A 23,042-nucleotide genomic window follows, 5' to 3' on the forward strand; every position below is an offset into this window, starting at 1 on the left:
TCCGGGCCGGTGATCAACGAAAATCAAATAGTGGCGCGCGTCCTCAGCCTCGGCCGAGCAGAAGAGATCAGAAGATTATCCACTCTGAGCGGATAATCTTTAAAGTGATAGGGGAATTATCAACGGCTGCGACATAGGGCACTTAAGACCTGAGAGATTGCTCGCGAGCGATGATCGCAGGAGATTGCAATGGTTGAACTACCCCGCAAGGAAGAATTCGAGTCCACGAATCCCGGCATAAACGGAGACGATCCCGCCGAACAGATCTCGTCCGCGCCTGTTGCCGCTCCCCGCCGGAAATCTGCCATCAAGAAGGGTGTGCTTGCCGTGGTCCTGCTAGCCGGAGGGGCGTATGGCGTCCACTTCGGGCACCACTACTGGACCGTCGGCCGGTTTATCGAGTCCACCGATAACGCCTATGTAAAGGCAGACTACACGACGGTTGCTCCGAAGGTGGCCGGCTACGTCAAGGAGGTGCTCGTTAATGACAACGACGCCGTAACCGCAGGGCAGGTTCTTGCGCGGATCGACGATCGTGACTTCCAGGCGGCACTTAACCAGGCGCGGGCTGAAGTAAAGGCTTCTGATGCCGCTATCACGAATATCGACGCGCAGATCGAACTACAAAAATCGGTCATCGGCCAGGCGCAGGCTTCGGTCGATGCATCGAATGCCTCGCTCGTCTTCGCCAAATCCGAGGCCAACAGAAACACGCGCCTGATCAGCACCGGGGCGGGCACGCAATCGCGTGCGGAACAGAGCCGGTCACTGATGGATCAGGCGACCGCCGCAGTCCAACGCGACCAGGCTGTGTTGATTGCCGCGCACGACAGGGTGCCGGTTCTAAAGAGCGAGAGCGACCAGGCGGTCGCTCAACGGGAACGAGCCGCCGCGGCCGCACAACAGGCCGAACTGAACCTCTCTTACACGAATATCGTCGCGGCGGTCGACGGAACAGTCGGCGCACGCTCGATCCGCGTTGGACAGTATGTCACCGCTGGCACGCAGTTGATGGCGGTGGTGCCCCTGCATTCAGTCTATGTCGTTGCCAACTTCAAGGAAACGCAACTCACCTACGTTCGGGCGGGGCAGCCGGTAGACATCAAGGTGGATAGCTTTCCAGGCCTCGAAGTGAAAGGGCACGTGGACAGCGTCTCGCCAGCGAGCGGCCTCGAGTTCTCCCTGCTTCCCCCGGACAATGCGACGGGCAACTTCACAAAGATCGTCCAGCGAATCCCGGTGAAGATCATCATCGATGACGAAGCCCGCGCGGCTCAGCTCCGGTCCGGAATGTCCGTAGAGCCGGAAATCAACACAAGACTCGCGCGGCTCTCGGAAGCGAAGTAACGGGCGCTGGCGGGTAACCCTCTGTCTTTTCCGATCACAGAAATACCGTGGTGAAGATTCCGCGACTGCGGAAGGAGCAATGTCATGGCTACACTTAAGCTCGTAGCGAACAACAAAGAGCCGCCGCAGGCCGCATCGTCTCAATCCGCCAAAACCGGGATGAGCCCTCTCCGAACGTGGTGCGCGGTCGTCGGATCGACCTTGGGCGCATTCATGGCCGTCCTCAATATCCAGATCGTCAACGCGTCGCTCGCAGACATTCAGGGCGCGATCGGGGCGGGCAAGGATGACGGCGGCTGGATCTCGACTTCATATCTCATTGCGGAAATCGTGGTCATCCCCCTCAGCGGCTGGCTCGCGCAGGTCTTCTCCCTCCGGAAGTATCTCCTGACCAACGCCATTTTGTTTCTGGTCTTTTCCGTTGCTTGTGCGTTCGCCACAAACCTCGAACAGATGATCGTGCTCCGTGCCATCCAGGGCTTTGCTGGTGGAGTCCTGATCCCCATGGCCTTCACGATCATCATCACGCTGCTGCCAAAGCCGAAGCAACCGATCGGACTGGCGCTCTTTGCGCTTTCGGCCACGTTCGCTCCAGCGATCGGGCCGACCATTGGCGGATACCTGACAGAGAATTACGGCTGGGAATTCATCTTCTACGTGAACCTCGTCCCCGGCTTGCTGATGGTCGCTCTGCTCTGGGCCTCACTCGACGAAGCTCCGATGAACCTGGGCTTGCTTGCCAAGGGGGACTGGCCTGGCATCGCCACTTTGGCGATCGGCCTTGCCGCCCTTCAAACGGTGCTGGAGGAGGGCAACAAGGAAGATTGGTTCGGATCCGAGTTCGTCGTCAAGCTCTCGATCGTCGCCGGAGTCTCTCTGACGCTTTTCCTGATCATCGAGTTCAAGACCGCTAACCCACTTCTGAATCTGAGGCTCCTCGCGCGCCGTAACTTCGGGTTCGGTATCTTGGCGAACACTATGCTCGGCATCGCGCTCTATGGGTCTGCGTTCGTGCTGCCGATCTATCTGGCTAGAATCCAGGGCTACAATTCCGAACAGATCGGCATGGTGCTTGCCTGGACCGGTATCCCGCAGCTTATTCTCATTCCACTCGTTCCCAAGCTGATGAAGCTGATCGATGTCCGGTTGTTGATCGCCGTGGGCTTCGCACTGTTCGCTTCCTCGAATTTCATGAACGTCCACATGACCGGAGACTATGCAGCCGACCAGCTTTTCTGGCCGAATGTCATCCGTGCCATCGGACAAGCCCTTGTCTTCGCGCCGCTCTCGGTCGTTGCGACTGCTGGCATCGAACAGGAGAATGCAGGCTCCGCATCGGCGTTGTTCAACATGATGCGCAACCTCGGTGGCGCGGTCGGGATCGCATCGCTTCAGACCTTCATATCGAAGCGTGAGCAGTTCCATTCGAACATCCTCACGAACTCGATCAGCATCTTCGAAGAAGCCACACGAAATCGCGTCGCCAAACTGACAAAGTACTTCATGAATCACGGCGTCAGCGACCAGGCCACAGCCACCCATAAAGCCATTGTCGCCATTGCATCCAGCGTGCGTAGGCAGGCCAACGTCATGGCTTTCAGCGATGCGTTCTTTCTGCTTGGCGCGGGCCTCGTCGTTGCTTTGTTCGCAACGCTTCTCCTCAAAAAGCCAAGCGGCCAGATGTCTGGCGGCGGCGCACACTGAACAGCAATTCTCAAGGAGATCACAATGAACACGATCACACGAGAACCGATTTCCCGGAGACACCGCGGGAGCGTCGGCCCCAATGTCGATCCTGGCTCCATCCTTGCCATCCTGGAATGGCTCGCCGGCGACGAGTGCCATTCGATCGACGAAGCCGGCTTGGTTGCGGGTCTGGGTCTCAGGCTACGGCAGATCGGCCTCCTTATCGACAGACTTACGCTCCATCTGATGACCCTTCATCCCGAGATCCTCGGCCGAACGGTCGCATGGGCTCCATCCGAACCCGTCGAGATCCATGACAGGGATCACGGGATCAAGGTCGAGTTCGCCTCAAGCCCACTGGTCAAGGTGATGGAGTCACGTGAGCCGATGATCGTTGATGCGGGCGACCGACAGTCTCCATGGCAGCATATCGACGTGTTTGCGGGACGGAATTTGGTCCAGCTCATGATTGCGCCGCTCTGCAACGTCGACGGACCGGTGAGTGCGGCGGGATTTGGGACGAAGCGGCCAGGCGGTTTCACGCTGTCCGAAATCCGTGTCATCGAGCGGATCCTGCCTTCGTTGCGCAATACCTGCGAAATGCGGGTCATGCGTCACGCCGAGCTGTCCTTGCTCGATACGTACATCGGGCCGATGACGGCTCAACGAATCCTCGCCGGCAAAATCCGTCAGGGCGAGATCGAGACGATGCAGGCAGCACTTCTGCTTTGCGACATGAAGGGGTTCACCGAACTCTCGAATCGCCTGCCTGACGAAAAGGTGCTGCAACTTCTCAACGCCTACTTCGATGCGGTGATCCCTGCGATCACGAGCAACGGCGGGGAAGTGCTGAAGTTCATGGGGGATGCGGCACTTGCATTCTTCCCGACATCCGACGCTGTGGTTGCGTGTCGACGCGCGTTGGCAGCAACCGCGGAGATCTTCGCCAATCTTGCTGGATTCGAACAGAACGGTGCCCGCGTCGAAGCAACAGTGGGATTGCACTATGGCAAGGTGAGCTATGGGAACATCGGCTCCGGACGGAGGCTGGATTTCACGGTCATCGGTTCGGACGTCAATCTGCTCAGCAGGATACAGACTGCCTGCGGGGGGCTCGGAAAGTCGCTTCTCATGTCGGACATGTTCCGTCGTAGCTCCGGAGCCGACAACATTCTCTCCACCAAATTTCACCGCCTGAAGGGTTTTGCCGATCCGATCGAGCTATTCACGATTGCGGAATAGAGAAGGCCTCCCTTCAACCGGTCTTGACTGCCAGCACGGAGGCCGACTGTCCGGCCTGCCCCTCGCTCAACGGGTGCGGGATCGGCAACCCATACCGTATGCGGATCAGCCGGACGTCTGTTTTGTCCGGAGACGTTAGGCATAGTTGGCGTCCAGGTGGCCGACGCTGACCAAAAGGCGTCTCTCAAGACCCTCGCGAAGCTCGGTTTCGTCCAGTGAGCGCTGCGTGATTGATCGCGTTCGTGCGCACGGTCGAAGTTGGATCGTTCAGTGCGGCTGCTCGGGATCTGAAGACATCACCCTCCGCGATTTCGAAGAGCGTCGGTGGGTTGGAAAAGCTGGTCGGATCCCGTCTTTTTCTCAGGTCGACGCGGGCCCTTATACTGACCCCCGACGGGCAGATGCTGTTCGAGCGGATCGGTCCACTGCTGCGGGAACTCGATGCATCGGACGATGGGCTATCAAGTAGCGGCGGACTAACCGGACGATTGCGATTCAGTATGCCCGTCGAAATGTCAGAGCTGTTTCTCGGGGCGATCTTCACCAAGTTTGCCGAGGAATACCCTGACCTAACGCTGGACGTCGGGTTGACAGACAGGTTCGTCGACATCATCCGGGACGATTACGATGTCGTCTTCAGGGTCGGGGAGGTCGTGCAACCCGATCTGGTTGTTCGGCATCTCGCGGATCTCGACATGGTTCTCGTTGCAGCCCCGTCGCTTCTATCGAAACGGGGCGTGCCGAGGACAATCGATGCCTTTCAGAGCATGCCCTTTGCGCGGTACTCCGTTGGCAGCCGACCGGCACACATCGCCTTTGCCGACGGGTCCAGGATCCTCCCAACCGGGCGAATAGACTGCGACAGCGGCATCGCTCTACATACGGCAGCGCGGCACGGTCTCGGAGTAGCCTTGCTCTTGCGTTGTGTGGTGGTAGACGACTTGGATTCGGGAATATTGATCGATGTGACACCTGCAGGTGCGCTCAAGCCGATGCGCTTCAGCGCTGTTCACGCGCTTGGTCGGACCGTGCCGTCACGCGTCAAACTGCTTTCCGATTTCGTAGCGCTTGAGGCTCAGAAACTCACTATTCGTGCTCAGTCACCTGGAGATGCCGCTGCGGCGAGGGATTGACGCTGCGGGCGTACCTTCCGCCCTCAGTTTCTCCCTTGTCGCGCTGCCATGTCCAGAGATAAGGACAGCGGATGGTCGAACCATTGGCCGGAGTATCAGCCATTGCGTTTCAGTCTCGTTCCGTGGAATCGGCATACTGTCGTTCTACTTCAAGGAGCGCATGTTACGATACATGCAAGTTATGATTGTTATGTCAAAGCTGATTAGAGATGCGGCGTCGCCAGCCAGTTAGAAACGCGACACTGGCACCGACAATCAGCCCCCGATCCGACCGGCTGGGCCGGGTTGAGAGGGAGGAGCGGGGGCGGGTGAGACGCACCCCTTCGGCTTTAGCTTTCTCACTAGCAATTGTTCTTTTACCGCTCGATACTCGCTGGCACTTGCATGGCGCAGTTGGGGATCAAAGCCGCACGATGCTTCCGGAAATCAACCTGCAAGGTGACGTCGACATCGCCGCGCTGTCACCACTTCTTCGCGGCATGCTTCTTTCGGTTGCCTATGCCGACGGTGAGGGTGGCATAGGATTGACGGCGACCGGCGCCATGAACCGCAAATTCGTGCATTGGGCCGCTGTGCACTTCCTCTGGCCAGGATTCACAGCCGAGGACCTCTACAGCATGAACAAAGTACTCAATGAAAGCGACATGCCGCCGCTTTGGGTCGTGCGCGACATGGCCCGTCATCTGAAGCTTCTTCGCCGGAAAAAGGATGTGCTGCTGCCAACCAGACGCGGCCGGGAGTTTTTGGGAAACCCGCAAGCCTTCTTCGATCTGGTCGCCACGGATTATCTCTATTCGTATGTCCACGCCACCGAGCGGGAAGAGGAGGTCCGAGCGCGCTTACGCTGGTGGCGCATGTTCCTCAATCTTCTCAATATCAAGGCCAGAGAAGGTTGCACGCCAATGGACGTTGTGAAGATCCTCTATCCAGACCTGGCGCCTCTGTCGGACACCGAAATGACCATAGAAGCTTGGGAGTTGAAATCCGACCTTCAGTATGGCGTCTTCCAACGCTTATGCTGGCTCGGCTTGCTCTATGAGGCACGAGAGGGGCTCACTCTTCTGCAGGACGGATCCTTCCACAAGACGCCACTTTGGGCAGCTTGCCTGCAGTTGGAATCGGATACGCAAAGCGACATCGGCGTGCATTGACGATCTTTATTCCGCCGCTGGCTGCCTCAATAACGCTTTCTCTCGCCGCGCAATCACCGCAGGATCATTCATGAAATCCGTCCTCGGCCCCGGCTTGCGGCCACGCTTCTGGTAGCCGTTGGCTGTGCTGCCGTCGCGAATGCCGAACATATGATCCTTCTGCCCGGTGCGTCGGGGGCCGCTCTTGCTGCGCTGCTGTTCTCTGCCGGCCTGCAACTCGGCGACGATCGACAGCATGTCGTCCAGCCGCTTGTTGTCGACGACCTCGGCACGATGCACCGAGCGCAACGTATCGAAGGTCCTGTAGGGCAGGGCAAAGCTCTCGTGCATGATCTCGAGCCGACCGTCCGGATAATCGCAGACAATCACCTTCTGGCCCGCCAATGGCTTGGAAATCTCGGTTGGATCGAGAATGAACAGCACCTTGTCGTAGCGCAGCGTCAGCGATTGCGACAGCGTGCGCACTTCCTTGCGGCACATGGCACCATCGAGGTTCTCATGGTCGGCCAGCGGCCGGTGCATGTCTTTCGGATTGCGTGGCGGCTTGCCGAAACGAGTGTTGAAATCTGTAATGAACTCAGGCGCATAGGCATTGGCAGCTTCGATCGTATCGATGCCGCGAAGCCGCATCTCCTTGACCAGCCGATCCTGCAATGTCTGGTTGGCACGTTCCACCCGACCCTTCTTTCAAGTCCAGGACTGCAGCTCGTGCAACTAGCCAAGCGCGCATAGAGTTTGAAGTAACGCACCCCTTTCATCCCTGGCGTGGCCAGCGTTTCGTTCTGGCGACGCGCAAGCAGAATTGGGGCGAAGACCGCGTCATGTTCTATGACGTTCAAGGACGACTGCGTTCGCTGCCGGCCTCGTGGACGGATGTCGATGAGATCGACGCATTCCGCCAGATAGCCGCAGGTCGGTCCTTCTCGCGCCCAGACGATCTGTCGGCGCTGGCGTCATTGATTGCTCACATCAAGGACCACCATGGAGATTGAAGATGCGTCAAGTAAATTACGCCGCAAATGTCAAGGTAATTATGCCGCGACTACGATGTTTGCGACGGCTTCCTTATGTGAAGTATCATTATAATGCAAGCGCTTTGGCTAATAGCTCGATATAATTCAATTGACACTAAAGTCGGCAGCGGCATATTTTACGTTACATGCAGGAGGCGCCTATGACCAAAGAAAGCAAGCCCGATCGCCTGCGCCAGATGGGCGCTCTCAACCCCAGACCCGAGGGCGTCCACGCGTCCTGGTTCCGGGAAGCAGGTTTCTTTGATCCGCTCGATCTCGTGCAAGTGAAGTACGAGATGCTTCGTCACGCCCGCCAAGACGGCACTAACAAAGCCGATGCGGCCGCGCTTTTCGGGCTGTCCCGGCAGACCTATTATCAAGCGGAGGCCGCGTTCGAGCGCGATGGCATTGCCGGCCTCTTGCCGCGCACCCGCGGGCCGAAGTCAGCCCACAAGCTTACTGGCGAGGTCATGCGTCTCGTCGAGGAGCATCTCGATGCGAACGGCCAACTGCAGGCCCGTTCGCTGGCGGAACTGGTGCATTCGAGACTGGGCATCAGCGTCCATCCTCGCAGTATCGAACGCGCGGTGGCGCGTAAAAAAAAACGATGACGGGCGGACGCACGCAATCACCATGCCGGCGAACGGCAAGGAGATTTACGAAGCGCTCCGCGCCGATGTTGTTTGCGGCACGGCTTGCGCAAGGCGGATGGGCGCCATCGTCTTTCACGGACTATGGCGCGGCCTGGCCGTGCTGATCACGCCAGAGCAGTCCACGATAGCGCGACAGCAGTCGGCGCCTCGGTCCACGACAACTTCAGTGGTCGCGCACGATCGCCAGCTCGTGCACATGCTCGCCAATATGGTGCTGGCAGCAGAGACAGGAGGAAGCCATGTCTACTGATAACGCCATGAAGATTAGTGCCGATCACCTGCGGCGCGATGCATTTCTCTACGTCCGCCAGTCCTCCCTTCGTCAGGTGTTCGAGAACACCGAGAGCACGAAGCGACAATATGCATTGCGGGACAGGGCGGTGGCGCTGGGTTGGCCGATTGAGCGCGTCCACGTCATCGACAACGACCTCGGCCTTTCCGGTGCACAGTCGCAGGACCGCGACGGATTTCAGCGCTTGGTGAGCGAGGTCGCGATGGGGCACGCAGGGATCGTGCTGGGACTGGAAGTATCTCGCCTGGCTCGCAACAATGCTGACTGGCATCGCCTTCTTGAGTTGGCCGCCATGTCGCGCACGCTCATCATGGATGAAGATGGCGTCTACGACGCGGCGTCCTTCAACGATCGTATGTTGCTCGGATTGAAGGGCACGATGAGTGAGGCCGAACTGCACATCCTGAAGTCTCGACTGCAAGGTGGCATTCTTAATAAGGCGCGTCGTGGGGAGCTCGAGTTACCGTTGCCGATCGGATTCGTTTACACGCCTGATACGCGCGTGGTGCTCGATCCGGATCGCCAGATCCAGGACACGGTGCGCATGCTGTTCGATACCTTCCGGGAGGCGGGCTCAGCTTGTGCGGTCGTGCGCCGCCTGCGTAGCGAGAAGATCCTGTTTCCTCGGCGCATTCGGCGCGGTCTCGGCAAGGGTGATGTCCTTTGGAGCGAGATAGACCACTCCCGTCTGCTTCAGATTTTGCACAATCCCCGATACGCTGGCGCTTTCGCGTACGGACGCACACGCACTGTCTACAATGCCAAGCTGAAGTCCGTACAGCAGAAGATGCCGAGGTCCGACTGGCAGGTGCTCATCCCTCAGGCCCACGAAGGCTATATCTCATGGGATGAGTTCGAGCGTAATCAATCAAGCCTGGAACAAAATGCAGTCGGTTTTTCTCCGGGCCTGCGGGGTCGTATGCCTCGCCAGGGCAGCGGCTTGTTGCAAGGTCGAGTTTTGTGCGGTCGATGCGGCGCCCGCATGCGGGTCCATTATGAACAGTTCGAGGACAAGCTTCGTCCCTATTACGTCTGCAACGAGGCCGTCGTTCGTCACGCTGGAAAGACCTGCCAATGGGCAAGAGGACCTGCGATCGATGAAGCGGTCAGCGCGTTGCTGCTTGAAGCAATGGCACCGACGGCGATAGAGGTCGCGCTGGCGGTGCAGCAGGAGATCTCACAACGTGTCGAGCAAGCTGCCTCGCTGCGCGACAAGCAGTTACAGCGCGCCCGGTATGAGGCTGAACTCGCACGCCGCCGCTATCTGAAGGTCGACTCCGACAACCGCTTGGTTGCCGACGCACTCGAAGCGGACTGGAATGGCAAACTACGCGACCTCGATGCGCTTCAGCGCGAACATGAGCGTCAAAACGAAACAGACCAGTCATTGCTGGACGGCGCGGCGCAGGAACGGATTCGGGCGCTGGCCGCAGATTTTCCTAGCGTCTGGAGCAACGAGCGCACGAGCGTCGTCGAGCGTAAACGCATGCTTGGCCTTCTCATCGAAGACGTGACACTGCTGGTCGACGAGCAGATCAACATGCACATACGCTGGCGCGGAGGTCGCACACAAAGCCTGACAGTAGCTCGCCCCCGGCCCATGGCAGTGATCCGCAAGACCCCGGAAGCGGTCGTAGCGTTGATCAACGAACTGCTGGAGACCGACAACGACCAGCAGATTGCCAGTCGTCTCAACGCACTTGGGCATCGCAATTGGCGCGGTGAGCCTTTTACGTTGAAGAAGGTCATGATCGTTCGTCGAGCCTACGGCTTGAAGACCCGGTTCGAACGGTTGCGTGAGAGCGGCATGCTCACCGGCGAGGAAGTGGCTCGTCAACTTGGCGTCAGCGCCACAACCATCCATCAACTCGGTCGTGATGGCGTTCTCAAGCGCCACCGTTATGCGACCAACCATCGTTACCTGTATGAGCCTCCGGGAAACGTCAGACTCGAAAAAGGCATCGGCGGTCGCTATGGTAGCCGCCAACCCCGGTTAATTGACGCTCAACCAACCCAACAAGGTGCATCGTGATGTCTGCTCCTTGGCCTGCGGGGTGTTGGCACAGATGATGTCGATGTTCAGCTCATAAAGCGCCCGGCCGAACTGCGTCAGGCCGCTGGTCCGGTCCTTCTCGGACGCATGGGTGGAGCGGAAAACGCCGTGCTTGTCGCTGTAGAAGGCCAGCGGCTTGCCCCATTGCTGCAGATAGGCCTTCGTCGCATGCAGATAGTCGAACGTATTCTCCGATCCGGCAAAGCGCAGATGCAGAAGCTTTCCGGTGGCATCGTCGATATAAACGAGCAGGGCGCATTTGGGCCCGCGGTTCTCGAACCACCAATGATGCGACCCATCGATCTGCACCAGTTCGCCAAAGCAGTCGCGCCGGCCGCGTGGCTGGAAAACCCGTTTCTTACGTTCCCGCCGCGAGCTCCAGATGCCGGCCTCGGTCATCCATTGCCGCAGCGTCTCCTTGGCAACAGAGATTCGGTGCAACTCGATCAGCTTCTCGCGCGCCAGCGTCGGACCGAAATCCAGATAGTGGTCGCGGATCAGATCCAGCGCCGCATTGCGAAACTCTTCGCTGTGGCGCCGGTTGCTCGGCCGCGATCGCTTCTTCGAAACCAGGCCGGCTGGGCCATCCCGGTCATAGGCCTGCAGCAGCCGATGCACCTGGCTTCGGCTGAGCCCGAGCAGCTCGGCGGCCTGGACAACGCTCAGGCGTTCATCACGGATCTTCTGAATGACTTCGAGGCGATGCAATTCTTTCTGCGACATGGTGATCATAAAGGACATGACGACTCCGACCGCTCATGGTCTCGACCAGGCTGAAGATCGTCATCCTTGCTCCCAACGTTGGCTTTGACCAGCGCGTCGAGAGGCAAGACTGTCGCATCTCTAACTGGCCCAACTGTCGCATTACTAAATAGCCCTGGAGAAGCTAACCCAAGTGCATCATGCCTGTTTTGCAGGATAGGGGATCACCCATCTTCGCGCAAATGCGCCATAAACACCTCGGTTGGCGTCCTGTATCCGAGGCATTTGCGCGGTTGATCGTTGATATGGCGCGTCAGATGGAGAAGGTCGCGTTGCGACACAATTGCCAGATCTGTGGTACCTGGCAGGTAGCGTCGAATGCGCTTGTTGGTGTTCTCGACGGTCCCTTTTTGCCAAGGCGCACTTGGGTCGCAAAACCAACTGCACGCACCGATCCCTTCTTCCAAAGCCCTGAACCCGGCAAACTCGGTACCGCGATCAAAGGTGAAGCTCTGACGCGCGTAGGCCGGTAAGGGAGAAAACGCTTTGATGATCTTGTCCATGATCGGGCGCGAGTGCCGGCTCGGATTCTTGATGAGAACAGTATAGCGGCTCTTGCGCTCGACGAGGGAGGTGACATTGGCATGGCCGAGTGGACGTTCGAAGATGAGGAGGTCGCCCTCCCAATGCCCAAACTGCGATCTATCTCCAATAAAATCAGGCCGTTGGGATATGCGGTGCGTGGCTGGAAACGCACCGTCCCGCGGCTTCCTGGAGCGCAGTGGACGACGTTTGCGGCGCGCTTCTGGCAGATACTGATAGAGACCAAGCCCATAATCTTCCTTGCTGTAGATGAAGCGATAGATTGTCTCCTTGCAAACGCGAACACGACTGACGCCGTCCGACAGCAGGCGTCCGGCAATCTGTTCGGGGGACCAGCGAGCTTCCAACTGGTTGATGATCTCTGTTCGCAAATTCGGGTGACGCCGCAGCTTTTTCAGCCGGCGACGTCGGTCCTGCGCAATGTCGTTCGCAACCGTGCTGTAGTAGCCGTCGTAGTCCGGCAGTTCACGATCGCGAAACGTGTTGCGCTTGATCTCGCGGTAAATCGTCGAGCGATGACGGCCAAGCCGACGTGCCATCTCGCTTACCGGAACTTTTGCCGCCACCAAGTGATGCAGGCGTCGGCGATCGGCGAGGGTGATCTGCGTATAGCATCCAGACATGCCAAAATCTCCATAGTGAAGCCATTGTAATCATTGGCATGTCGCACTTGGAAATAGAATGTACCCCCTTACAAGTGGTGTCAAAGCTGATTAGAGATGCGGCGTCGCCAGCGAGTTAGAAACGCGACACTCGCGCTGTCCTGGCTCTGACGGCCAGCCCCCGATCCGACCGGCTGGACCGGGTTGCAAGGGCGGAGCGGGGGCGGGTGATAACATTCCCCTTCGGCTTTAGCTTTCTCACTAGCAATTGTTCTTTTACCGCTCGATACTCGCTGGCACTTGCATGGCGCAGTTGGGGATCAAAGCCGCACGATGCTTCCGGAAATCAACCTGCAAGGTGACGTCGACATCGCCGCGCTGTCACCACTTCTTCGCGGCATGCTTCTTTCGGTTGCCTATGCTGACGGTGAGGGTGGCATAGGATTGACGGCGACCGGCGCCATGAACCGCAAATTCGTGCATTGGGCCGCTGTGCACTTCCTCTGGCCAGGATTCACAGCCGAGGACCTCTGCAGCATGAACAAAGTACTCAATGAAAGCGACATGCCGCCGCTTTGGGTCGTGCGAGACATGGCCCGTCATCTGAAGCTTCTTCGCCGGAAAACGGCGTGCATTGACGATCTTTATTCCGCCGCTGGCTGCCTCGATAACGCTTTCTCTCGCCGCGCAATCACCGCAGGATCATTCATGAAATCCGTCCTCGGCCCCGGCTTGCGGCCACGCTTCTGGTAGCCGTTGGCTGTGCTGCCGTCGCGAATGCCGAACATATGATCCTTCTGCCCGGTGCGTCGGGGGCCGCTCTTGCTGCGCTGCTGTTCTCTGCCGGCCTGCAACTCGGCGACGATCGACAGCATGTCGTCCAGCCGCTTGTTGTCGACGACCTCGGCACGATGCACCGAGCGCAACGTATCGAAGGTCCTGTAGGGCAGGGCAAAGCTCTCGTGCATGATCTCGAGCCGACCGTCCGGATAATCGCAGACAATCACCTTCTGGCCCGCCAATGGCTTGGAAATCTCGGTTGGATCGAGAATGAACAGCACCTTGTCGTAGCGCAGCGTCAGGGATTGCGACAGCGTGCGCACTTCCTTGCGGCACATGGCGCCATCGAGGTTCTCATGCTCGGCCAGCGGCCGGTGCATGTCCTTCGGATTGCGTGGCGGCTTGCCGAAACGAGTGTTGAAATCTGTAATGAACTCAGGCGCATAGGCATTGGCAGCTTCGATCGTATCAATGCCGCGAAGCCGCATCTCCTTGACCAGCCGATCCTGCAATGTCTGGTTGGCACGTTCCACCCGACCCTTGGCCTGCGGGGTGTTGGCACAGATGATGTCGATGTTCAGCTCATAAAGCGCCCGGCCAAACTGCGTCAGGCCGCTGGTCCGGTCCTTCTCGGACGCATGGGTGGAGCGGAAAACGCCGTGCTTGTCGCTGTAGAAGGCCAGCGGCTTGCCCCATTGCTGCAGATAGGCCTTCGTCGCATGCAGATAGTCGAACGTATTCTCCGATCCGGCAAAGCGCAGATGCAGAAGCTTTCCGGTGGCATCGTCGATATAAACGAGCAGGGCGCATTTGGGCCCGCGGTTCTCGAACCACCAATGATGCGACCCATCGATCTGCACCAGTTCGCCAAAGCAGTCGCGCCGGCCGCGTGGCTGGAAAACCCGTTTCTTACGTTCCCGCCGCGAGCTCCAGATGCCGGCCTCGGTCATCCATTGCCGCAGCGTCTCCTTGGCAACAGAGATTCGGTGCAACTCGATCAGCTTCTCGCGCGCCAGCGTCGGACCGAAATCCAGATAGTGGTCGCGGATCAGATCCAGCGCCGCATTGCGAAACTCTTCGCTGTGGCGCCGGTTGCTCGGCCGCGATCGCTTCTTCGAAACCAGGCCGGCTGGGCCATCCCGGTCATAGGCCTGCAGCAGCCGATGCACCTGGCTTCGGCTGAGCCCGAGCAGCTCGGCGGCCTGGACAACGCTCAGGCGTTCATCACGGATCTTCTGAATGACTTCGAGGCGATGCAATTCTTTCTGCGACATGGTGATCATAAAGGACATGACGACTCCGACCGCTCATGGTCTCGACCAGGCTGAAGATCGTCATCCTTGCTCCCAACGTTGGCTTTGACCAGCGCGTCGAGAGGCAAGACTGTCGCATCTCTAACTGGCCCAACTGTCGCATTACTAAATAGCCCTTACATGTTAAAATGGCATAAGCTTAATTATGGAACTGAACTGCGGTATCAAATGTGCCGATAGCCATCTAGTCGCTAGCTATGCCCAATATCCGTCTATTGAGTTTATTTTCAACCTATGAGATTACAACCATTACAGATTTTTATATTTTTTTTGCTACTTTAACGCAGAGTAGGATATGGCGCTTTTCGGGCATTGGAGCAAAGCATCTCACGGTGAGGTGCAGATCGATTCTTGGCCGTTCGGCCCTTACTTACTCTTGGTCGTCTCCGTGGTCGCGGCCTACATTTCACTCGATCTTACCGGCGATACGCTTCACAATGGCGATATCGACGATCAACTTCGCGGTCTTCTCCTTCGATTGCTCATGAGCTCGTCGGGTTGGTACGATCTCAGTTTACCGATGGTCCGCGGTCCGGAAATATACATCTCTCCATGGTCGCGCCTGGTCGACGCACCTTATGCGTCCATCGCATTCGCCCTACAGTATTTTTTCGGGCAAGAGCAAGCGATCGATATCGCGTTCAAAATATGGCCGCCGATCTTGGGTGCCATCTTTAGCATCTTGATCGTCAGTGTATTGAAGCGACTTTATCCCTCGAAAGCGGATCTTCCAGTCAAAACACTGCTGGGGCTGCTGATTGTCATGCCATATGCCTTTTGGGAGTTCAGTCCGGGTCGGATCGACCATCATAACCTGCAGATCGTCCTACTGTTACTTGTCATATATGGCATAAGTCGCTTCGACATGGTCGGTGGAGCCACTGTTGGCATGGGCGTGTCGGTTTCGACGGCTGTCGGACTTGAGACGCTACCGACTTCTGCCCTGACTTTGATAGCGCTCAGTTGTACGTGGGTGTTCGGCGTTCGCGGCAGTCGGACAATGCTGGGTTCGACGGGGATCGCTTGCTTGGTCATGCCGCCAATTTTAATGCTCGTCCTAATCCCACCCCCTCACTACTGGGCAATGTCTGCCGACGCCTTTTCGATGCCCTACATACAGGCACTGTCGGGATTTGGCTTAGTATCGGTTTTCGTCTCCATAGGTCTGGGAGAACGCTATAATTGGACGGTGCGCGGAATCCTTCTCCTATTTCTCGGCGCAGCCGTTCTTACTTGTATCCTCTTGCAGTATCCCCTGACGGCTTCTGGTCCGTTCTCCATGATAACCGGCCCAAGCCGTCTGTACTGGTTCGACCGGATCCAGCAGGAAATGTCGTCTTTACAATTCTTTCGCAGCCACGATCACATCGCCATCGCGCTGCTGGCGACCATGAGCTTGATGCTCGTCTTTGCAGCCCCCTCCGCGCGCCGGTATATCAGCGAAGGACGGCCGCAACTACCAATCATCTACCTGCTTGCCTGTGGACTGCTTCTTGTAGTCTTTTTGTCGAACCGCTTTTTGAGAATTTCGGTCGGCGTCGTTCCATTGCTTATGCCGCTCGCCATTAGAGAGCTGGTCTTGGGCTGGCGATCCTTATCCGAAAACGGGTCGAAGGCTTTGGCAGTCATCGGCTGCTTTGCGTCCCTGCTTCTCGCGTTGATTGTTCTTACTCCGAAGCGTCCGGAGGCCCGCGAAAACTACGACGCATTCGACTATCTCTTGTGGAATTCCTGTGAACACGACGATCTCACCACCATCAGTTTGCTTGGACGGTCGAAGATCATGACTCCGCCCGCTCTAGGTCTCCATATCATTGTCAACGGACCAGGAAACGTCAGCGTATCAAGTATCCCGTTCCACCGCGCAGCCCCTGCAATTAGGCGATTCCTAAGGACATTCATGACTTCGGATGGCTCGGAGCAGACCGAGCTTCTGGCAGATTTCGACTATCTCGCCATTTGCCGGATACCAATGGGATTACCGGGTGAGGGTCAGCTGCCGCTACTGCCGCGCTTGTTGGCAGGCGAAGAGGTCGAAGGATTGGAACCGATCAGTCCGGCTCGTCCTACGGATCTGATGCTTTTCCGAATAAATCGTCCCTACTGAAACCTAAACGAACCAGTTCAAGCTCGAGTTGGTCGCGTGCCGCGTTTGACCCAGCGGAGGGTGATCTTGTTCTTCTGCCCGATCGGCGCTTCATCCTGGAACCAGATTTCGATCACCTTGCCTTTGGCCGGTCCGTCGGCGATTTTTTCTCCGAGGTGCCGATTACGATGAAGCCGGCCGTTTGTTCCGAGACGATTGCGCCCCCGGATCCCGGGATCATCTCGCCCCCATCAGGCTGGGGTCCTGCTGGCTGTAGTTGTGTCAGTTGATCGCGGCCGCGCGTCCAGATTTGCGGTGCTGATTTCGCCGCAAGCTTTCCCCGGATAGATCGATGCGGTGGGCGTTGTGAACGAGGCGATCGGGAAGTAAGCCTCACGACGACGCACAAAGTATTTGTTGATGTGCACGGATTCTGCTTGGAACGACATAAAGCGACTATAGTTCTCCTGGCAACGTTGCTTCAAAAAAGTCTTAGGCACCCTATGTCGCTTCAACTCCGCCCTAACCTGCCGCCATTTCTTCAAGACGAGAACGGTCACATCCCGATGGCAGACGAGACGACGAATTGGCTCGTCATCGTGACGCGGGAGGCTCTGGAAGGAGTAGCTTCGCCACCAGACGCATCTGAGGAACGACTACTCGAATACGTTGACACGTTTGGCCAGGTTGCGACGTACAAGCTGGAGCATGGTCGTGCCGGAAAAGAGGAAACGATTTGGGTGCAAATGGAAGATGTCGCGGAGTGGAGAAGTGCTCGGTCCGGTCAGTGACTTCAGCCCGAGCCGGGACGCCGCCGAACCCAAAGCCATGAAATTCGTCGCGTTCAGTTCAGTAGCCCGTCATTTCAAGATAGCCGACACCTGATGTTGTCCCCGTGAAGGCAATCGGTCCCTCCCAATACGGCGTGGAGGTTGTCATCCAGGCTTGGTCGTTCAAAGGTTGAGTGATGATATCGACCGACTTGCCCGGAATTCTGATGCGCCATGCAACCGGCATCTGACGCCCGTTCACCGTTGCTCGTCGTACCGGTTCCATTAGAAGCGCCGCGCCCAAAAGAGGTGTGGTCCGCCCATCCGCGCTAATCCAGTTATACCAACATGCATTGATCAAAACCGATGCGCCCACTCGCGCAGTCCAATGGACATTATCTTCCAGGGTTGCGCGACGAGTTTGTTCCAGGCGACACAGCAGTGAGCGACGATGTCCTCGTAGTCTGTGAAGATGCGGTTCGACAGCCAGTTGTCCCTCATAAATTGCCAGACGTTTTCGACAGGGTTCAATTCAGGCGAACGCGGCGGCAAGAACAGCAATGTGATGTTGTCAGGGACGCTGAGCTTCGGCGTGACGTGCCATCCGGCTTGATCGAGGATGAGGACCGCGTGAGCGCCGTCATCGACTGCCTGGCTGATTTCCAGCAGATGTTGATTCATGGCGTCGGTATCGCAATAGGGCAATACGAGGCCCGCGCCCTTACCTTTCTTGGGGCAGATGGCACCGAAGATGTACGCCCACATCGTCCGTTGATCCAGCGGCGCTGAAGGTCGGGTGCCACGGCGAGCCCATCGGCGGGTGATCTTGTTTTTCTGACCTATGCGCGCCTCGTCGGCCCACCAGAGTTCGATCTCGGTATTCTTCGGGAGGCTGCTTCTGATGGCTGCCAATGCGGCAGGGAACTCTTTTTAAAAGCGTCCACTTCGGGTTCATTCTGGGCGTAGTGGCGCGGCCGGGCAGACAGCTTGGCAAAGCCGAGAGCCTTCAATTCGCGACCAACCGTGGTCTCGTCCATCGAGATCCGGAATTCCTGGAAGATCCATTGGACCAGATCCTTGCGCCGCCACCGAACGACACCGTGGATAGCCGGGATCGGACCACGCTCTACAATCTTGGCCAAGGCCTGGCGCTGATCATCATTCAGCTTGGGCCGATTGCCGGGAGCCTTGCCGTTGAGGAGCCCGGCCGACCCGTGCTCATTGAAACGAACGACCCAGTCGCGAACAATCTGCAAGGTCACGCCCCCGATCCGGGCCGCATCTGTACGCGAGCCGCCGTCATAAATTTCCGCCAACGCCAGAAGCCGCCGCGCTTGAGCGGCATCCTTGGTCCCTTTCGCGAACTGCCGCAGAGCAGGACCATCAAAATCATCGCGCAATGCAATCGCCGAACCCATTGCAAACCTCCCGTTTGCCCCATGGATTCAGATTTTCACCGATTCGGGAATCCCAAGTGAGTCGCACTCTGCGCTCGCTGGTATTAGCTGAGATGTAACCATCCTGGTCATCCCGGAGCCGAAATGCCATCACTTTGTCGCCGGTATCCAAGTGCAACGAGAACCAGTCCCAACCTGTCTGGTTGGCCGCGAGCGGCTGCGAAGACCACTCCCGGTCGAGCCAAGCCTTCCCGCTGACCTTGATATCTGCCCCATCAATCTTGAGCGCACCCGAAACCTGATAGAAGGGCTGCGAATAATAATAGCTTGACTGACCGTTCTCAGATTTCACGGAGAACCCATGATCTCCTTGCAACACCAGCGGACCGGTTGCCGTCAGGTTCAGCCTGAAGCTAAAATCCGGTCCGTCAGCGTTCAGCTCGATATTCGCGAGCGCCTCGCGATCCACATTTTGACTGCCCTTCATCTGCCAAGTGTCGATCCACGCTTGGAATGGCAAAGCCACTACGTTTGCCTGTCCGACGCCTCCACGGCCAAGTCGTTCCCCTACGTATTGATGGTTCTCGGTGGTGACCGCCGCGTGACCGATCCAAATTTGTGGGTCCGCGAACCCTGGGCGATCGCCCGGCGCCATGGCAGATCGAAAGAGCGTCCACTGCGCTCCATACTGCTTCCCATCCTCGCCAACGAGATTTGCGGTCACATACCACCATTCAATCCGGTAGTCGGGATGAGCTCCGTGATCGGTGGGAAACGATAGAGCAACGCCTTCTTGAGGTACGGCAAAGCCTTCCGCGTCCGACCCAAGTCCAGCAAAACCCTGCGGATAAGCGCTCCCGGCTGCACAGATCATCGATAATGCCACCAGAGCGGAGGCCAGGCACCTAGCGTTCATCAGCGAAAATCCTGAGCAAATCGGCCGGGTTGATTGAGGCTAGGCGTCTGACGGGCACCAGAACCGAAAGGAGCGCAGCCAAAAGGGCGATCGCGCCCAACCACAGCCAGTCGAGCGGGAAGATCGTCATCGGCAGCCGCCATCCGAAAGCCTCGACATTCACGATTGCAAGCAGCACCCATGCGAGTGCCAGACCTACAGGGATCGAGGCGACAAACGTTGCAAGCCAAAGGGCCAGTGTGCGCAAAACTTCGAACAGTGCGAGATCACGCCGCCGCACGCCCATGGCCCAGACCGGAGCAAGCTGGGGAAGCCGAATGCCGGAAAGCGTCAGCAGGCTCGAGAACATGGCGAACCCAGCAACGGCGAGAGTGAGAACATTCAACGCGCCTGTCACTTTAAACGTCTGCTCGAAGATGGACCTCGACTGCTGTTTGAGGGCAGCCTGATCGACAATGCTCATCTCAAGCAATCCAAATTTATCGACCAACTGGCGCTTGAGGTCCTGGGCCTGCGAAGGCGGTACACGAATTCCGTACCGAAGCTTTGAAACATCGGGGTAGTGTTCGACAAGCGAATTAAGCCCGACGATGATTTGTCCTATCGGATTGCCGTAGTCCGAATAGATCCCGACGACTATCGCGTTCCATCCGCCGGGCATGGTGATGGTCTGCCCGGGCTGAGCGGCGCCGCGCCGCCAGATCTGTTCATTGATCAAAACGCCCTGCCCCGCCGCGACCTTGTCCCAAGCGTCATTGTCCGCGACGATCAGTGGCCAATGTTCCCTGTAAGTCGGATCATCGGCAACCCCGTAGATCTGCAGCTCTTCACCAAGAACCTCGCCTTCGACACTCCAAATCGGTAAGACCGCAGTCGCATGTTGCGGAAGCCATTCCCGCAGCCGCCTGGCCTCATCTTCATCCTTGGCGGTGACGTAAAGCTCCGCAGCCAAGCGTTGATCCAGCCATCCGTTAAAGGTCAGCCGAAAGCTTGAGACCATTGTTCCGACACCGATATTTGCTGACAACGCCAAAAGAAGCGCCATCAGGGCAAGCGACAGGCCCGGCAGTTGCAGGCGCGTATCGGCCCAAAACCATCGAGCGATGGCACTGCGTGATGCCCGTTCTGCGCCAAGAAGAGCAATTGTAAGAAGACCCGGCAGCATCAGAGCCGTGCCGAGCAATAAGCAACCGAGGACCGCAAAGCCCATCATAAGCCCCGATCCCATAGCGGCGACCATTGCCGCCAATCCGAGAAGTATGCTTGCTGTTATAGCCTGGTAAACGAGCCCTATAACGGATGCCCTCGCCCACGCCCTTGGCTGGGCGGCCGCCAAAATCGGCAACCTCCAGACCCTCCACAAACTTTGAGCCGATGACACGGCCGTGCCGCCAAGGGCGATTGCCAGTCCTGCCAGCCACCATTCCGGCCGCAGCGAAAGAGAGCCAGAGATGTTCGCGCCGTATAGGCCTCTGAGCGTAGCAGCCACGCCCGGCATGAGCGCTGAAGCGATGAAGTAGCCAATGACGACCCCGATCATCCCGGACGAAAACGCCAGTATCGCAAGCTCTGTCACGAGCATCAACGTCAAAGCACGCAGAGAGATGCCGAGGGATCGAAGCGTCCGAAATGTCCCGCGTCTTTGCTCGAACGAAAGGCCGGTGGCCGAATAGACGATGAATAGCCCGACAATGAAGGATAAAAATCCAAACGCCGTCAGGTTGAGATGAAAGCTGTCAGTGAGGCGGGCTACATCGGGATGATCCTGGTTTTCACGGAGCGTAACCTCGGGCGCAATCCTGTCGAGCGGAGCCAATCCCGCCGGCTGATTTGGAGCAACTACCAAACGGCTCAACTTGCCATGTGCGTCCAGCAATCTGTCGGCCACCGCGATATCGGAAAAAGCCGCACCATCGGGTGTCTTCTCCGAAATCTTGAGATCCATATCTGTGGCGCCGCGCAGCTTTTCGGCCGTTCTCGCCGAGACGACAAGCTGGCCCTTCCCCGAGACGAAGCCAAACAAGTCAGAACCACTAGTGATCGGAAAAGCCTGCGCCTCGCTTGGCATGGTCAGCAGGTCGATGCCGATTAGCCGTATACGCAAGTTTCCAAACCTGTGACTTCCCTCGATCACAGGAGAGACGTTCCATCCTCCCCGGCGCAGCCTTGCGTAGATCTCAACAGGAATGCTGCCGCCGTCCCTCGCCACAATCTGTCGGAGAGCTCCTTGCTCCAAAACAGATGCCGCCCGGACATAGCTCGCCCTAGCTTCCGCATTGATTGCCTGAACGCCTGACCAAAGCGCGGTCGCAAGAGCAATCCCCAGGATCAAGGTTAGAAACTGGAGAGGTCTCCGTCGCCAGTGTGAGAGGAGTGCTGCGAAAGCGGCCAGCCTCATTCACTGATCCTTCCACCATGGAGGACGACCTTTCGATCCAACCGATCAGCGAGACGAGACGAGTGCGTTACCAGAAGAAGAGCTGATCCGGCATTTCGTGCGAGCGAAAGCATCAGATCGAGGACCGCATCACCGGTGGCTTCGTCCAGGTTTCCGGTCGGCTCGTCCGCGAGAACCAGAGGCGGCCGCGCCGCCAAGGTTCTACCGATTGCGACCCGTTGCTGCTGGCCGCCGGATAATTGCTCGGGATAGCGGCCAAGATAACTTTCCAACCCAAGCCCTTCGATCAGCTGTCTTTCCCATGCGGCATCGTATCTGTCAGCAAGTTTGGCATGAAATGAAAGGTTTGTGGCAACACTTAGTGAGGGGATGAGGTTGAACTGCTGGAACACGAGGCCTACATCCGATCGGCGATATCTTGCCCTTTCGCTCTCTCCAAACTGTCCTAGGTCCCGCCCATTCATAAAGATCGACCCTGCGTCGGGCTGGTCTAGCCCACCTGCCAAATGGAGAAGTGTGCTCTTTCCACTGCCCGACTCTCCCGTGAGCGCCACGCTTTCGCCTGCTGCGACACTGAGATCGACACCCTTCAGGATTTCGATTATGCCCTCGGCGGTCGAATATGACTTTCTGATGCCGGATAGTGATAGGATCATACTGCTCTCTGGCACGGGTGCGAAGATGACATGTCAGCTGACCTAAGGAGGCACGACGTCACGGCAAGGTCCAAACTCTCAGACCACGAAAATCTGATGTAGACACGGCGAATTTCCGCTATTCGTCACCGCGCCAGCCTTTGCGCCGCGAGAGCCAACCAGATCGTGGCGTTGCTTCCGCGGTGGTCTTACGAAAAGCTCGCTGAAGGACGCGGAGGTAGAATGCACCTTTCATTGCAGTGTCAGGCA

16 protein-coding genes and 4 pseudogenes are annotated in these 23,042 nt (G+C 57.7%); 11 read left to right on the forward strand and 9 right to left on the reverse strand.

Annotated elements, in window-relative coordinates; translation table 11 throughout:
• Positions 1–189 precede the first annotated feature (189 nt).
• The 5 genes from LPU83_RS62940 to LPU83_RS62960 all read left to right on the forward strand — a co-directional run bounded on the left by LPU83_RS62940 (position 190) and on the right by LPU83_RS62960 (position 6,559).
• Positions 190–1,347, forward strand: coding sequence for an HlyD family secretion protein (locus tag LPU83_RS62940; protein WP_024318948.1), 1,158 nt, complete (start codon positions 190–192; stop codon positions 1,345–1,347).
• Between the two features lie 84 nt (positions 1,348–1,431).
• The gene (locus tag LPU83_RS62945; protein ID WP_024318949.1) at positions 1,432–3,051 is read left to right on the forward strand and encodes an MDR family MFS transporter; all 1,620 of its coding nucleotides are present in this window, start codon (positions 1,432–1,434) and stop codon (positions 3,049–3,051) included.
• 24 nt (positions 3,052–3,075) lie between these two features.
• A complete protein-coding gene (locus LPU83_RS62950) occupies positions 3,076–4,275 on the forward strand; it encodes an adenylate/guanylate cyclase domain-containing protein (protein WP_024318950.1) in 1,200 nt (399 codons plus the stop codon).
• Between the two features lie 242 nt (positions 4,276–4,517).
• Entirely contained in the window at positions 4,518–5,408 is an 891-nt protein-coding gene (locus LPU83_RS62955) for a LysR family transcriptional regulator (RefSeq protein ID WP_309475155.1), read from the forward strand.
• A gap of 413 nt (positions 5,409–5,821) precedes the next feature.
• A complete protein-coding gene (locus LPU83_RS62960) occupies positions 5,822–6,559 on the forward strand; it encodes a hypothetical protein (protein ID WP_040680822.1) in 738 nt (245 codons plus the stop codon).
• A 6-nt stretch (positions 6,560–6,565) separates the two neighbouring features.
• Here the strand turns inward: LPU83_RS62960 and LPU83_RS62965 are convergent.
• A pseudogene (locus tag LPU83_RS62965) lies at positions 6,566–7,243 on the reverse strand (transposase family protein); the annotation flags it as partial.
• Between the two features lie 98 nt (positions 7,244–7,341).
• Here LPU83_RS62965 and LPU83_RS62970 point away from each other — a divergent pair.
• The 4 genes from LPU83_RS62970 to LPU83_RS62985 all read left to right on the forward strand — a co-directional run bounded on the left by LPU83_RS62970 (position 7,342) and on the right by LPU83_RS62985 (position 10,549).
• Positions 7,342–7,551, forward strand: a complete 210-nt coding sequence (locus tag LPU83_RS62970) for a DUF5372 family protein (RefSeq protein WP_231052163.1) — start codon at positions 7,342–7,344, stop codon at positions 7,549–7,551.
• A gap of 182 nt (positions 7,552–7,733) precedes the next feature.
• Positions 7,734–8,183, forward strand: coding sequence for a helix-turn-helix domain-containing protein (locus tag LPU83_RS74540; RefSeq protein WP_037068933.1), 450 nt, complete (start codon positions 7,734–7,736; stop codon positions 8,181–8,183).
• 22 nt (positions 8,184–8,205) lie between these two features.
• Positions 8,206–8,475 (forward strand): hypothetical protein, encoded by a 270-nt coding sequence (locus LPU83_RS74545; protein WP_024319304.1) that lies wholly within the window; start codon positions 8,206–8,208, stop codon positions 8,473–8,475.
• On the forward strand, positions 8,465–10,549 hold the full coding sequence (locus LPU83_RS62985) for a recombinase family protein (RefSeq protein WP_051509115.1): 2,085 nt from the start codon (positions 8,465–8,467) through the stop codon (positions 10,547–10,549). Before LPU83_RS74545 ends, LPU83_RS62985 begins: the two co-directional genes overlap by 11 nt.
• Here the strand turns inward: LPU83_RS62985 and LPU83_RS62990 are convergent.
• Together LPU83_RS62990 and LPU83_RS62995 are read right to left on the reverse strand one after the other, a co-directional pair.
• Positions 10,544–11,311 (reverse strand): annotated as a pseudogene (locus LPU83_RS62990) (ISNCY family transposase); the annotation flags it as partial. The gene LPU83_RS62985 and the pseudogene LPU83_RS62990 overlap by 6 nt on opposite strands.
• 185 nt (positions 11,312–11,496) lie before the next feature.
• A complete protein-coding gene (locus LPU83_RS62995) occupies positions 11,497–12,498 on the reverse strand; it encodes an IS30 family transposase (protein WP_037069798.1) in 1,002 nt (333 codons plus the stop codon).
• A gap of 312 nt (positions 12,499–12,810) precedes the next feature.
• Between LPU83_RS62995 and LPU83_RS63000 the strand changes: the two are divergent.
• Positions 12,811–13,101: pseudogene (locus LPU83_RS63000) on the forward strand (hypothetical protein); the annotation flags it as partial.
• A 20-nt stretch (positions 13,102–13,121) separates the two neighbouring features.
• On the opposite strand, the gene LPU83_RS63005 reads toward LPU83_RS63000, so the two are convergent.
• Positions 13,122–14,549, reverse strand: coding sequence for an ISNCY family transposase (locus tag LPU83_RS63005; protein WP_040680826.1), 1,428 nt, complete (start codon positions 14,547–14,549; stop codon positions 13,122–13,124).
• Positions 14,550–14,865: 316 nt separating this feature from the next.
• Here LPU83_RS63005 and LPU83_RS63010 point away from each other — a divergent pair, with 316 nt between their 5' ends.
• Positions 14,866–16,677 (forward strand): hypothetical protein, encoded by a 1,812-nt coding sequence (locus LPU83_RS63010; protein WP_024318735.1) that lies wholly within the window; start codon positions 14,866–14,868, stop codon positions 16,675–16,677.
• 828 nt (positions 16,678–17,505) lie between these two features.
• On the opposite strand, the pseudogene LPU83_RS63015 reads toward LPU83_RS63010, so the two are convergent.
• From LPU83_RS63015 to LPU83_RS63035, 5 genes and pseudogenes are all read right to left on the reverse strand, one after another.
• Positions 17,506–17,766 (reverse strand): annotated as a pseudogene (locus LPU83_RS63015) (lipocalin family protein); the annotation flags it as partial.
• 17 nt (positions 17,767–17,783) lie between these two features.
• A protein-coding gene (locus LPU83_RS63020; protein ID WP_112334070.1) for an IS630 family transposase occupies positions 17,784–18,844 on the reverse strand; the annotation gives its coding sequence in 2 pieces (ribosomal slippage) (positions 17,784–18,352 and positions 18,352–18,844; 1,062 coding nt in all).
• The gene (locus LPU83_RS63025; protein ID WP_082321299.1) at positions 18,816–19,739 is read right to left on the reverse strand and encodes a lipocalin-like domain-containing protein; all 924 of its coding nucleotides are present in this window, start codon (positions 19,737–19,739) and stop codon (positions 18,816–18,818) included. Before LPU83_RS63025 ends, LPU83_RS63020 begins: the two co-directional genes overlap by 29 nt.
• Positions 19,729–22,137 (reverse strand): FtsX-like permease family protein, encoded by a 2,409-nt coding sequence (locus LPU83_RS63030; protein ID WP_024318738.1) that lies wholly within the window; start codon positions 22,135–22,137, stop codon positions 19,729–19,731. Before LPU83_RS63030 ends, LPU83_RS63025 begins: the two co-directional genes overlap by 11 nt.
• The gene (locus tag LPU83_RS63035) at positions 22,134–22,793 is read right to left on the reverse strand and encodes an ABC transporter ATP-binding protein (protein WP_024318739.1); all 660 of its coding nucleotides are present in this window, start codon (positions 22,791–22,793) and stop codon (positions 22,134–22,136) included. The genes LPU83_RS63030 and LPU83_RS63035 overlap by 4 nt, the downstream gene beginning before the upstream one ends.
• Positions 22,794–23,042: the final 249 nt, after the last annotated feature.

Origin of the sequence: Rhizobium favelukesii, assembly GCF_000577275.2 — a bacterium.
GTDB lineage: Bacteria > Pseudomonadota > Alphaproteobacteria > Rhizobiales > Rhizobiaceae > Rhizobium > Rhizobium favelukesii.

What these genes read in the sequence shown, in the direction of transcription:
- LPU83_RS62940 (WP_024318948.1), top strand. Translation starts at nt 190, where the DNA reads ATGGTTGAACTACCCCGCAAGGAAGAATTCGAGTCCACGAATCCCGGC.
- LPU83_RS62945 (WP_024318949.1), top strand. Translation starts at nt 1,432, where the DNA reads ATGGCTACACTTAAGCTCGTAGCGAACAACAAAGAGCCGCCGCAGGCC.
- LPU83_RS62950 (WP_024318950.1), top strand. Translation starts at nt 3,076, where the DNA reads ATGAACACGATCACACGAGAACCGATTTCCCGGAGACACCGCGGGAGC.
- LPU83_RS62960 (WP_040680822.1), top strand. Translation starts at nt 5,822, where the DNA reads ATGCTTCCGGAAATCAACCTGCAAGGTGACGTCGACATCGCCGCGCTG.
- LPU83_RS74540 (WP_037068933.1), top strand. Translation starts at nt 7,734, where the DNA reads ATGACCAAAGAAAGCAAGCCCGATCGCCTGCGCCAGATGGGCGCTCTC.
- LPU83_RS74545 (WP_024319304.1), top strand. Translation starts at nt 8,206, where the DNA reads ATGCCGGCGAACGGCAAGGAGATTTACGAAGCGCTCCGCGCCGATGTT.
- LPU83_RS62985 (WP_051509115.1), top strand. Translation starts at nt 8,465, where the DNA reads ATGTCTACTGATAACGCCATGAAGATTAGTGCCGATCACCTGCGGCGC.
- LPU83_RS62995 (WP_037069798.1), bottom strand. Translation starts at nt 12,498, where the DNA reads ATGTCTGGATGCTATACGCAGATCACCCTCGCCGATCGCCGACGCCTG.
- LPU83_RS63005 (WP_040680826.1), bottom strand. Translation starts at nt 14,549, where the DNA reads ATGTCCTTTATGATCACCATGTCGCAGAAAGAATTGCATCGCCTCGAA.
- LPU83_RS63010 (WP_024318735.1), top strand. Translation starts at nt 14,866, where the DNA reads ATGGCGCTTTTCGGGCATTGGAGCAAAGCATCTCACGGTGAGGTGCAG.
- LPU83_RS63025 (WP_082321299.1), bottom strand. Translation starts at nt 19,739, where the DNA reads ATGAACGCTAGGTGCCTGGCCTCCGCTCTGGTGGCATTATCGATGATC.
- LPU83_RS63030 (WP_024318738.1), bottom strand. Translation starts at nt 22,137, where the DNA reads ATGAGGCTGGCCGCTTTCGCAGCACTCCTCTCACACTGGCGACGGAGA.
- LPU83_RS63035 (WP_024318739.1), bottom strand. Translation starts at nt 22,793, where the DNA reads ATGATCCTATCACTATCCGGCATCAGAAAGTCATATTCGACCGCCGAG.